Below are 13,392 nucleotides of genomic sequence, written 5' to 3' on the forward strand. Positions count from 1 at the left end.
ACTTTACAAATATTATTAACAAAAAGTGTTGAAAGGGTGTTTATAATGCCATATGCTACATTAGGGGCAATAGCCGTAATAAGTATTTTAATCTACATAGTGATAAGAAAAAATCTGAATTATTATGAAGAGGAAAATTTATTAAAAGATGTTCCAACCATAAATGTGAATAGAGAAGATTTAGAGAAACATGCTTTCGAAATGGCACGTCATTATGCTGATGTGAAAAAAACTAATTGTAAGAAAAAGCTTATTAGTAATTTAGATAGAAGTTATGAAAAGATTTTAAATGGCTATGATAGCATGGATAAAGAAGAAAAAAATAAAAAAGATGTATTGCCTGCTTCTGAATGGCTTTTGGATAATCTTTACTTGGTAGAGAAGGAGTATAAGAGTATAAAATATAACATGCCACAAAATTATTATAAAGACTTACCGGTGATATACAAAGGTTTCATGAAGGGCTATCCAAGAGTTTATCATATTGCTATAGAAATAGCATCTCACACCGATGGTAGGATGGATGAAACAGTTATTGAAAATTTTATTAGGGCCTATCAAAGGAGTGCTGTACTGACGTCTGGTGAACTTTGGGCTATTCCTATAATGTTAAGAATAGCATTAATTCAAAATATTAGTAGGATAACTGAAAAAATTGTTAAAGCGAAGCAAGATAAAAAAGAAGCAGAAAAAGTTGCAGAGCGTTTAATCAATGCTTTTAATGAAGATAAAATTGTCAAAGAGATATATTTATTAGAAACTGAAAAATTTACATTCAATTCTCATTTTACAGAAAGATTATTGAAATTGTTAAGGGATAATGGTATTGATTCTAAAGAGGTTTATGATTTTATAGATGAAAGGCTTGGAGCGCAGGAAACAAGCCTAGAAGAAATTATAGTATTAGAGCATCAAATGGAAGCTAATTTTGAAATATCTATGGCAAATTCCATTAATAGTATAAGGGTTATTGAAGGTTTAAATTGGGAAAATTATTTTGAAAAGCTAAGTGCTGTAGAGGGTATTTTGAGAGAAGATCCTTCACATATTTATAGAGAAATGGATTTTCAATCTAGAGATAAGTATAGACACGAAATAGAAAGGATATCTAAAAATATAAAGCTTCCAGAATCATATATAGCAAAAAAAGCTATTGAATGTTGCGAAGAAAGTGAATTTTCAGAAAATAATACCTATGAACAACATGTTGGATATTATTTGATAGATAAGGGACTAAATAAATTAAAGCGAAAAATAGGATATGAGAATACTGGTATAGAGAGGCTCAAAAACAGCATAAAGAAGAATGTAGAAAATTTTTATATAGGCACTATTATTATATTTACAACGATAATAATATGTCTAATTATTGCGAGTAGCCTATTAAATGATAGTAACAAAGATTTATGGAGATATTGTCTTGCCATAATTGTTATATTAGTACCCTGTAGCGAAATAGTAATATCGATTTTCAATTGGAGTGTAAGTGTTCTGAGTACTCCTTCTTTTATTCCTAAAATGGATTTTAAAGAAGTAATACCAGAAAAATATAGTACGGTTGTAGTAATTCCAACACTATTAAATAATCCTAGTAGGGTAGTCGAATTAATAAATGATTTAGAAGTATACTATTTAGCCAATGCTCAGGAAAATTTGTTTTTTGCATTACTGGGGGACTTTAAAGATAGTGATACTGAGGAGGAAGTAGAAGATAAGTCAATAGTTAATGTTGGGATTTTAGCCATAGAAAGTTTAAATAAAAAGTATTGCAAGCCTGATAAAAAGATATTTTTCTTTCTAAATAGACATAGACAGTACAATGAAAAAGAAAACAAGTGGATTGGATTTGAACGAAAACGCGGAAAGCTTATGGAGTTTAATGAGTTTTTAAGAGGTAACGAGAATACTAGTTACGATGTAATAAGCAGCAATCCTCTGAACCTTAGAAAGGTTAAATATGTTATTACATTAGATGCGGACACGAAGCTTCCAAGGGACTCTGCAAAAAAACTTATAGGGGCTATGGCTCATCCACTAAACAATGCTGTCATAAATAATAGTAAAAAGAAAGTGGATAGAGGTTACGGTTTAATGCAACCGAGAGTAGGAGTGTCTATTCTTAGCGCAAACAAAACTCTATTTTCAAAGATATTTTCTGGGGAAACGGGTATAGATATTTATACTACTGCTGTATCTGATGTATACCAGGATCTATTTGGGGAAGGGATTTTTACTGGAAAAGGAATTTATAATGTAGATGTATTTAATTATATGTTAAAAGATGAAATACCTGAAAATACTGTATTAAGCCATGACTTGTTAGAGGGCTGCTATGTTAGGACTGCATTAGTTACTGATGTGGAATTCATAGATGGATACCCAGCTTATTACAATTCTAGTTGTATGAGATTACACAGGTGGACTAGAGGTGATTGGCAATTATTACCTTGGATTACAAAACATTCGCCAATAAATAAAATATCTAAATGGAAAATATTTGATAATTTAAGGAGGAGCTTACTCGCACCCTCCATTACAATTTTGCTCATACTTGCATTAGGTGGAATATTGCCTGATGGGACGGATAAATGGGTTATTGCAGCATTTGTTGCGGTTTTAGCACCTATACTTTTTGATGTATCCGAAGCTGTAGTTTCTCCTGCTGCAGGTATAAGTTTATCGGGTAAAATTCAAAATGGGTCTATGGCTATAGAACAAATATTTTTGATTATTTGTTTTATACCTTTTCAAGCGTATATGATGTTGGATGCCATAATTAGAACATTATATAGAATAATGGTAAGCAAGAAAAATTTATTAGAGTGGCAGACAGCGGCAGACGTAGAGGTGAAACTAGGGAAAAAACTTAAAAATTTCATAGCTTTTATGTGGATTGAAAGTGCAATTTCACTTTTGATTTTATTTTTAGCATTTAATTCAAGTTTGAGTATTGGGTTTCTTAGTATACCGTCCTGTGTGCTTTGGTTTTTAAGCCCTGTAATTGCATATGTTATAAGTCGCGATAGAAGTTTAGAAACTTTTAAAATGATGGTTGAAGAAAAGATCTTTTTAAGGAAATTAAGTAGGAAAACTTGGGCGTATTTTGAGGATTTTGTCAATGACGAAAATAATTGGCTTGGACCAGATAATTATCAAGAAGATCCGCCTAATGGATTAGCCCAGAGAACTTCACCCACTAATATGGGTATGGAATTAACGTCAAATATAGTTGCCTATGATCTAGGGTATATAGGCATAATGGAAGTAACACAAAGAATAGAGAAAATTATGACTTCAATTGAGGACATGGTTACGTATAAAGGTCATTTTTATAATTGGTATGATACTAAAACTAAAACTCCACTTTATCCTAGATATGTGTCCACTGTGGATAGCGGGAACTTAGTTGGTTATCTCTGGTTGGTTTCTCAATCACTAGAAGAATATTTGTGTAATCCAATATTTAATCTTGTGCAAGTGGAGGGTTTGCAAGACACAATAAGGCTTGCTAGTGAAGAAATAGAAGAATCCAAAGAAATGAAAGAATTATATCATCAAGTGATTGTCACCTTAGGCAATGACAAAACAGATTTTTATTCTTGGAGAACTGTGCTTGTAGATTTAGCATCAAGGGTTACGGAAGTACAAAAAGGCAAGGAGCCATATTGGAATAAAAAACTCAAAGGTGATGTGGATAAGTTCTTAGAGGAAATAAATGAATTTTTCCCTTGGTTTGAGTTTATCCATGAAAAAAACTTTGATATAGACATTAGTAATTCTTTAAAAAGCTTAATCGAAAACACAGCAATAAATTGTATTCCAGAAAAAACCACCAACATATTAAATATGTTAAATGGCATGTCAAAAAGTGATGAATCTTTAGAGAAATTAAAAGATTTACTGCAAAATACAAAAGAAAAAGCTCAAGTGGTTATTAGTAGCATTGAGAGCTTAAAAGAAAGACTAAATTCAATGGCAGAAGCTACTGATTTTAAAATGTTGTATGATGAAGAAAGAGAACTGTTTAGAATTGGATATGACGTTGAGAATGATAGTCTAGGTAAGAGCTATTACGATTTACTTGCGTCTGAGTCAAGGCAGGCTAGCTTTGTTGCCATAGCAAAAGGAGATGTTCCTAAAAAACACTGGTTTAAGCTTGGTAGGTCTATGACTCTTATGGGTAAAAGTAAGGGATTAGTTTCTTGGAGTGGGACCATGTTTGAATATATGATGCCCCTACTTATAATGAAAAATTATCCGGAAACAATGCTAGATGAAACTTATAAAGCTGTAATTGGGGCACAAAAGAAATATTGTAATGAAAGAGGGGTGCCTTTTGGAATATCTGAATCTGCATTTTATAATTTCGACATAAATTCAAATTACCAATACAAGGCATTTGGGGTAGCAGGAGTAGGACTCAAGTCAGGACTCGAAGATGAATTGGTTATTGCGCCATACGCTACTGTTATGGCACTGCAAACTGATTTTAGAGGATCTTATGATAATCTTAAGAGCCTTGCTTTGGAAGGATTAGAAGGAACTTATGGTTTTTATGAAGCGGTAGATTATACTAAAAATAGAATGTTAAAGGAGGAACCTAAGGCTATTATTAAGTGCTTCATGATTCATCATGAAGGTATGAGCTTAATGGCAATAGACAATGTATTATTAAATAATATTCTTCAAAAAAGATTTCATACTTTGCCAAAGGTCAAAGCTACAGAGCTATTGCTTCAAGAGAAAATTTCTAAGAGAGTGGTATATGATAGAAAATATAAATTTAATATATCAGGAACTACTATAGGAAAACAAAAGATTATAGTTAGAAAATATATTACAGCTAAAACGGAAACTCCAGAAACACATTTAATTTCTAATGGAAGTTATTCGCTAATGATTTCTAATAGCGGGTCAGGGTATGCTATGCGAGATAGAACTATGATTTATAGATGGAGGGAAGATGTCACTAAGGACAATACAGGCATGTTCGTGTATATCAAAGATATGGATGAACATGAATACTTCAGTGCAGCTTATGAACCTTGTAAAAAGGTAGGGAATAGTTATGAGGTAACATTCGCCTTAGACAAAGCTGAATTTACAAGGGACGATGGTGATATTACTACTCGCACGGAAATCACTGTGTCTACAGAGGATGACTCAGAGGTAAGAAGATTATCCATTACAAATCATGGTACCGTAAGTAAAAGTTTAGAAATAACAAGCTATTTAGAAGTAACTCTAGCTCATTATGATGCAGACATAGTCCATCCAGCTTTTGGGAATCTATTTGTAAAAACAGAGTATATAGATAATCCTAGCTGCATCCTGGCAACGAGAAGACCTAGGGCTAAGGGTAAAAATCAACCTTGGATTATGCAAACTGTTGCAACGGAGGGAACTACCGTAGGAACTGTTCAATATGAGACTAGCAGAGAGAGTTTCATAGGGCGTGGTGAAAATACAATACACCCTATAGCAATGAAGCAAGACTCAATTTTATCCAATACTGTAGGGGCGGTGCTTGACCCTATAGTAAGTATGAGGAGAAGAGTAAATATAAAACCTGGTGAAACGTGCATTATAGCTTTCACTACTTCGATAGCTGATAGTAAAGTGGAAGTAATAAGTTTAGCTAAGAAATATAGTGAACTTCACAATGTAAATGCGGTGTTTGAACTGGCGTGGAGCCAAACTCAGGTAGACATGAAATATCTAGGTATAAAATCTAGCCAAGCAAATTTATACCAAGTAATGGCTTCTAAAATATTATTTTTAAATTCCACTTTTAAACAAAGAGAAGAAAATATAAAAAATGTAAAGAAGGGACAATTTACGCTTTGGGGATATGGTATTTCAGGAGATTTACCTATAATTCTACTTATAGTTCGTGAGAGCAAAGATAAAGATCTCGTTCGTCAACTTTTAAATGCCCATGAATACTTAAGCCTTAAAGGGTTAAGAGTTGATTTGGTAATAATAAATCTTCAAAAAGCCTCATATGATCAGCCTTTACAAACTGATATTAAGGATTTTGTGTGCAGTAGTCATTTAAGAGATAAAGAAAATAAACCTGGAGGGCTCTTTATACTTAATAAGGCTACTATTATGGAGGAGGATATAGAGCTTTTAATAGCTATAGCTAGAATAGTTATAGATTCCCGCAAGGGAATGTTAGTATCTCAAATTCAGAACAATTTAAAGAAAATAGAAAAACAACCATTATTACAGATTGTAGAAAATCAATTTAAATGGAAAGAGCACAAGTTTAATATGAAACCGTTAGAGTACTTTAATGACTTAGGAGGCTTTAATGTAGAAAGTGAAAACTATACTATTCTACTTAAGGATTTTAATAATACACCAGCACCTTGGATAAATGTAATTTCAAATGGTGATTTTGGATTCCATGTATCAGAATGTGGATCAGCTTATACATGGTACCTTAATAGCCGCGAAAATAAAATTACTAATTGGTCTAATGATTGGGTAAGCGATGAATGCTCAGAAGCTATATATTTGCGAGATGATGCTTATGGCAATGTGTGGAGCATTACACCTAAACCAATAAGGGATGGTGGAGAATACTTAATTGAGCATGGCTTTGGATATTCAAATTTCAAGCATGAAGCTTTTGGAATTATGGGTGAAGTAACCATGTTTGTGCCTAGGTCGCATAACGTTAAGCTATGCAAAATAAAACTTAGAAATAATAGTGATATAGCAAGAGATATAAGTATAACCTACTACGCAGAACTTGTGATGGGGGTTGTACGAGAGCATACTGCTCAGCATATTGTTACTCATTTGAATGAAGAGAAGGAATATATATATGCTACAAATTGTTATAGTCAGCATTTTGGGAAAATAAATGCTTTCTTAAGATTATTTGGAGGCGGGCAACAAAGCTTTACTGGCAATAGAAGTGAATTTTTAGGCAGAGGAGGAAGTGTAGAGGAACCTGAGGTACTAAAGAGAGTAAGACTTTCAAACAATGTAGGAGCAGGACTCGATCCATGTCTTGCAGTCACTTCAAAAATTCATATAGAACCTAATATGGAGATTGAATTAGTAGCGATGCTTGGTGAAAATGAAAATTTGGAAAATGTTTCTAAAACTATTGGCGAATTTGAAGATTTTAAGAGAGTGGATACTGAACTCGAAAATGTAAAGAACTATTGGAACAAATTACTTCATACGTTGCAAGTTAAGACTCCGGATAAGAGTATGGACTTAATGCTTAATGGATGGCTAATGTACCAAACTATAGTGTGCAGGTTATGGTCGAGAACTGCTTTTTACCAATCTGGTGGAGCTTATGGCTTTAGAGATCAGCTTCAGGATGTTATGTCACTAGGCATGATTGAGCCAAGTATGACTAAAAAACAGATTCTATACAGTGCTTCAAGGCAATTTGTTGAAGGTGATGTGCAACATTGGTGGCATCCGGTTGTAGATAGTGGTATAAGAACAAGGTTCTCCGATGACTTATTATGGCTACCTTATGTCACTATGGATTATATAAAAAACACAGGGGATTTTTCTATTCTTGATCAGCAAGCTCAGTATTTAATGGATACGCCACTAACAGACGGTGAAGATGAAAGATATAATATTTCTGGAAGGGCAGATTTTACAGGTAGTATATATGAACATTGCATAAAAGCTATAGATAAAAGCCTTAAATTCGGTCCTCATAACATTCCACTAATGGGTAGTGGAGATTGGAATGATGGAATGAGTACCGTTGGGAATAAGGGCAAAGGTGAAAGCGTATGGCTTGGTTGGTTCTTATATGATATACTAGGAGATTTCTTTGAAGCTTGCACATATAAAAACGATGATGAAAGAATACAGAAATACAAGGAGATGCAAGAATATATAAGGATAAATCTAGAGGAAAACGCATGGGATGGTAATTGGTATAGGAGAGCATATTTTGATGACGGCACGCCACTAGGATCATCTCAAAATGAGGAGTGTAAGATAGATTCCCTATCTCAATCATGGGCAGTTATATCAGGAGCTGCAGATAAAGAAAGGGCAGAGGAGGCTATGAAGTCATTAGAGCATTATTTAATAAAAGAAGATAATGGAATGATTTTGCTTTTAACTCCTCCTTTTAATAAATCTACTTTGGAGCCAGGTTATATAAAAGGCTATGTGCCGGGAGTTAGAGAGAATGGTGGACAATATACACACGCTGCAACTTGGGTAATTCTTGCCTTTGCTAAACTTTACAAAGGTGACATGGCGGCAAAGCTCTATAATATGATAAACCCTATTAATCATACAAAAACACTGCCTCAGTGTGAAAGATATAAAACTGAGCCTTACGTAATGACTGCTGATGTTTATGGAAAAGAACCTCATGTAGGACGCGGAGGGTGGAGTTGGTATACTGGAACCTCAGGGTGGATGTATAGAACGGGAATAGAGGCGATTTTAGGGTTTAAACTAAAGGAGGGAAAAGGGTTTACCATTGAACCTTGTGTGCCAGAGGAATGGCCACAGTATGAGATTATATATAAAAAAGATAAATTCGAATATGTGATTGAGGTTAAGCGCCAGGGAAACAAAGGAATTTGGCTTGATGGTAATTTATGCGAAGATGGATTGGTTCCATTTATTGATGGAGTGCATAAAGTTGAAGTTATAATATAAAAAAACAGGTGACTTCTAATAAGAAGTCATCTGTTTTTATAGCTTTAAAACAAGTTAGTCTTCTGTATCTGGAATTTCTTGGCCACCATTATAGGTATAGTCAAATTCAACATTGGATATATTCATAGAAACTATAGGATCAGTTACTGGGTTTGGTAGCATAGTAGAATCATTTTCAGAGTAAGATCTTATCTCCTTCTCTTCTAATTCATAAAAATCTCTATCGTAGGGTGCATATACTTTTGTTTGCTTCTTAAGGTCCTTAGTCATGTTCATACCTCCTTTTATATTATATTGTATTATATAGTATTCCACGAAAGAGAGAAAAAAATGAAGGTAATATTAGTTAAATCATCTCCTGCGGAGCTGCAACAGCTTCACAGAAGATGCATAGCTTCTAAGAAGATAAATTGACGACTTCAGAAGGCGAATTATACTCCCACTTATAGAAATGGGATACTTTTCTTCTGAAATGTCGTTAAATCATATTGGTGCATATAATGAATTAAATTAGCATAAAATACATATGTAAATAAAATTCAAAAAAAAGAGGTAATTTTCAAACAAATGTAGAATAATATATATCTAATTACTATCAATAGATAACGGTTATAAATTGAAAAAATATAATAAGTATTTTATAGATTTTCAAATTTAAAGGAGGAATAAAAATGACTGAATTGAGACAAATTTACAAATGCGATGTATGTGGAAATATAGTTGAAGTTGTTCATAACGCTGGCGGAACTTTAGTATGTTGTGGAAAACCAATGACACTTAAAGTAGAAAATACTCAGGATGCAGCAGCTGAAAAACATGTTCCCGTAATTGAAAAAATAGAAGGTGGAATTAGGGTTAAGGTTGGAGCAGTTGAGCACCCAATGCTTGAAGAACATCATATTGAATTTATTGAAGTACACACAGAAAATAAGGTGTACAGAAAATACTTAAAACTAGGTGATAAACCAGAAGCAGAATTTAAGTTAGAAGAAAAAGTGGTATTCGTAAGAGAATACTGTAATTTACACGGACTTTGGAAAGCATAAAATTTAAAATTATTATTGACAATTTAAGTGAATAGGCATAATATAATTTAAATAACTTATAATGTTATAGTCTTTGATGAGAAGTAAGTAAATTTAAAAACAGATTCACAGAGAGTCGTTGATGGTGGAATTACGATAACTATGTTTAAATTGAATGGATCTCTAAGACTCGGGATGAAATGCAGTAGTCCTTGACGTAAGCCTTACGTTATAAAGGTAGGATATACAAGTGTATCTGTTTAAGTAGAAGCTTTAATGTAGCTTGTAAGTGTTAGGTGGTACCGTGTATATACGCCCTATGGATTTATCCATAGGGCTTTTTTTGTATTTAGCACATTTAGAATAATGAAAAAATAAGATATTGATTAGAAAGCATATGAACAAGAATTAGCATTCGGATCAATATATGATTTTCATTTATTATTATTATTATTATTATTATTATTATTATTATTATTATTATAGGAGATGATTATTTTGGAAGAAAATAAAAAGGTGATATTTAGTGGGATTCAACCTTCGGGCGACTTAACACTAGGAAATTATTTAGGAGCTATAAAAAATTGGGTTAAATTACAAGAAGAATATGAATGCTATTTTTGTGTGGTGGATTTACACGCGATTACAGTAAAGCAAGAACCAAAGGATTTGAGAAGAAGAACCTTAGAAATGTTGGCTATTTACATAGCTTCAGGTATTGATCCTGAGAAAAATACTATGTTTATTCAATCACATGTATCCGCACATAGTGAAGCTGCTTGGCTTTTAACTTGTTCTACTTACATGGGAGAATTAAGCAGAATGACTCAATACAAAGAAAAATCTAAAAACAGTGAGAGTGTAGGAGCAGGATTATTGACATATCCGGTGCTAATGGCATCAGATATTTTATTATATCAAACTAATTTAGTGCCTGTAGGAAAAGATCAAACTCAGCATCTTGAAATTGCCAGGGATATAGCTGAAAGATTCAATAAAACCTATAGTGATACCTTTGTAATACCTGAACCATATATAGGTAAATCGGGGGCTAAGGTAATGGATCTACAAGAACCAACTAAAAAAATGTCTAAATCAGGAGAGAATGTTAATGGATTCATTTTAATAATGGACCCACCGGAAGTTATAAGAAAGAAAGTAAACAGATCAGTTACAGATAGCTTAGGGGTTGTTAAGTATAACGACGAACAATTAGGCGTTAAGAACTTAATGACTATATTAATGGCTATAACTGGTATTTCTATAGGTGAAATAGAAGAAAAATATGAAGGATTAGGTTATGCTCAATTTAAAAAAGATGTAGCAGAAGCAATAGTTGCAGAACTTGAACCTATACAGATAAAGATTAAGGAATACATAGGGAAAAAAGCTTATTTAGAAGAAATTTATAAAAAGGGTTCGGAAAAAGCTAACTATGTGGCTAATAAGACACTAAGGAAAATGCAAAAGAAAATAGGATTTATACCAAGATAAAGTATAAAATTCTCCAGGGGGACTTGTAATAAGAAACTTCATACTATAATATATAGCTCACAGCTGGTAGTACAACCTTAGTTGACAGATTTCTTGATTAAAGCTAGAATTGATAGGTAGAGAAATGAAAAGTGAAATTTAGAACCACTAGCAGTTCAGAGAGTGGTTGTAAGAATATATATATGTGCATGTAAAAAAATAAAAGGAGCGTGATGACCTTGGCGGATTACATAAAAGAGATTGAAAAAAGAAGAACATTTGCTATAATTTCCCATCCGGATGCTGGTAAAACTACACTGACGGAAAAATTATTATTATATGGGGGCGCAATAAGGCTTGCAGGTTCAGTTAAAGCTAGAAAAGCGTCTAAACATGCAGTTTCTGACTGGATGGAAATAGAGAAACAAAGAGGTATTTCTGTTACATCTTCAGTTATGCAATTTGATTATAATAATTTTTGTATAAATATACTTGATACACCAGGTCACCAAGACTTTAGTGAAGATACTTACAGAACCCTCATGGCAGCGGATAGTGCTGTAATGATTATTGATGGTGCAAAAGGGGTCGAGGAACAAACAAGAAAGCTATTTCATGTTTGTAGCATTAGAGAAATACCTATTTTTACATTTATTAATAAGATGGATAGAGAAACTAGAGATATATTTGAACTTATGGAAGAAATAGAAAATGAATTTGGAATTAGATCTTATCCAATAAATTGGCCTATAGGTTGTGGGGTAGATTTCAAAGGGGTTTATGATCGACGTACAAAGGAAATCATTGTTTTTGATGATGGAAAGCATGGCCAAATAGAAGCTAAAGAGACAAAAATAAGTATTAACGATGAAAAGGCAATCGAACTTATTGGTGAAACATTATATGAAAAGCTTATGGAAGATATGGAGCTTTTAGATGTAGCAGGGGATGAATTTGATTTGGACAAAGTTGCTAAAGGAGAACTTACTCCGGTGTTCTTTGGAAGTGCTTCAACTAATTTTGGAGTTGAGCCTTTTTTAGATAACTTTTTACAATTAACTTCAGCGCCGTTACCAAGAAATTCAAGTATAGGGAAAATTGATGTTTTTAGTAAGGGCTTTTCTGCCTTTGTATTTAAAATTCAGGCTAATATGAATAAAGCTCACCGGGATAGGATGGCGTTTATGAGAATTTGTTCTGGAGAGTTCCAAAAGGGCATGGATGTTTATCATGTACAAGGCGGTAATAAAATAAAATTAGCACAACCTCAACAATTTTTAGCACAAGAGAGAGAAATAGTGGACACGGCTTATGCAGGAGATATTATTGGAGTTTTTGATCCAGGTATATTTAGCATAGGAGACACCATATGTTCTTCTTCAAATAAATTTGAGTTCGAAGGAATACCAACTTTTGCGCCAGAACATTTTGCAAGGGTGAGAACTGTTGATACCATGAAGAGAAAGCAATTTATAAAGGGCGTTACACAAATAGCTCAAGAAGGCGCAATCCAAGTATTTAAGGAACTTCATATAGGGATTGAACAAATCATAGTTGGGGTTGTAGGAGTACTTCAGTTTGAAGTATTAGAGTTCAGACTTAAAAATGAATATAATGTAGATATTAAGATAGAAAGGTTAGCATTTAAACATATAAGATGGATTGAAAAGTGTAATATAGATATAGATAAAGAAAAACTCAACTTGACTAGTGATGCTAGGATAGTTAAAGACCTTAAGGACAGAAACCTATTAGTATTCCAAAATGAGTGGGGTATTAGCTGGGCGACAGAGCATAATAAAGGCTTGATTTTATCAGACATTGGTAAAGATAAGGACTAAATAAAAAATAAAAGAAAAATCTCTTGAATTAATTTCAAGAGATTTTTTCACGTTTAGAAGGTTTTTACATGTTTCTTTTTCTGCTAGATAGAACATCAATTACAAATACAATCGCAGCAACTACTAGCAGGATATTAATTAAACTTCCACCTATGCTGAAAAGAACTCCCATTAACCAAAATAACACTACAAATCCACCTAACCAACGTAAAAAGGTCATATTTCCACCTCCACTTATTAAAATTACAATTTAATATAAGATTAAAAACCCATAAGAGTGGCGTTATCTACTAAAGTAGAGTTATCTACTAAAGTGGCTTATATATAGTATTTATTATTTTAGCAAAGTATATGCAATATATTTGTGGAAAAGTGTATGCATACAT

6 protein-coding genes are annotated in these 13,392 nt (G+C 33.1%); 4 read left to right on the forward strand and 2 right to left on the reverse strand.

The features are described from left to right. The first annotated feature begins 45 nt into the window (after positions 1-45). The gene (locus ACWJKE_RS16360) at positions 46-8,667 is read left to right on the forward strand and encodes a GH36-type glycosyl hydrolase domain-containing protein (protein ID WP_216301853.1); all 8,622 of its coding nucleotides are present in this window, start codon (positions 46-48) and stop codon (positions 8,665-8,667) included. A 54-nt stretch (positions 8,668-8,721) separates the two neighbouring features. On the opposite strand, the gene ACWJKE_RS16365 is transcribed toward ACWJKE_RS16360, so the two are convergent. Then, a complete protein-coding gene (locus ACWJKE_RS16365) occupies positions 8,722-8,943 on the reverse strand; it encodes a hypothetical protein (RefSeq protein WP_462953610.1) in 222 nt (73 codons plus the stop codon). Positions 8,944-9,338: 395 nt separating this feature from the next. Between ACWJKE_RS16365 and ACWJKE_RS16370 the strand changes: the two genes are divergently transcribed. The 3 genes from ACWJKE_RS16370 to ACWJKE_RS16380 all read left to right on the forward strand — a co-directional run bounded on the left by ACWJKE_RS16370 (position 9,339) and on the right by ACWJKE_RS16380 (position 13,006). Further along, positions 9,339-9,713 (forward strand): desulfoferrodoxin, encoded by a 375-nt coding sequence (locus ACWJKE_RS16370; RefSeq protein WP_216301855.1) that lies wholly within the window; start codon positions 9,339-9,341, stop codon positions 9,711-9,713. 477 nt (positions 9,714-10,190) lie between these two features. Beyond that, complete coding sequence (gene trpS / locus ACWJKE_RS16375) at positions 10,191-11,186, forward strand: tryptophan--tRNA ligase (protein WP_216301856.1); 996 nt, start codon at positions 10,191-10,193, stop codon at positions 11,184-11,186. A 218-nt stretch (positions 11,187-11,404) separates the two neighbouring features. Continuing rightward, positions 11,405-13,006: a peptide chain release factor 3 gene (locus ACWJKE_RS16380; RefSeq protein ID WP_216301857.1), complete on the forward strand. Its 1,602-nt coding sequence runs from the start codon at positions 11,405-11,407 to the stop codon at positions 13,004-13,006. 64 nt (positions 13,007-13,070) lie between these two features. Here ACWJKE_RS16380 and ACWJKE_RS16385 read toward each other — a convergent pair whose 3' ends face one another. Then, on the reverse strand, positions 13,071-13,226 hold the full coding sequence (locus ACWJKE_RS16385) for a DUF5670 family protein (protein WP_165413665.1): 156 nt from the start codon (positions 13,224-13,226) through the stop codon (positions 13,071-13,073). Positions 13,227-13,392 lie beyond the last annotated feature (166 nt).

The sequence above is a fragment of the Clostridium sp. CM036 genome (assembly GCF_055081135.1).

Excerpts from the sequence above, each read along its gene's own strand:
- ACWJKE_RS16360 (WP_216301853.1), top strand. The coding sequence starts at position 46 with ATGCCATATGCTACATTAGGGGCAATAGCCGTAATAAGTATTTTAATC.
- ACWJKE_RS16365 (WP_462953610.1), bottom strand. The coding sequence starts at position 8,943 with ATGAACATGACTAAGGACCTTAAGAAGCAAACAAAAGTATATGCACCC.
- ACWJKE_RS16370 (WP_216301855.1), top strand. The coding sequence starts at position 9,339 with ATGACTGAATTGAGACAAATTTACAAATGCGATGTATGTGGAAATATA.
- ACWJKE_RS16385 (WP_165413665.1), bottom strand. The coding sequence starts at position 13,226 with ATGACCTTTTTACGTTGGTTAGGTGGATTTGTAGTGTTATTTTGGTTA.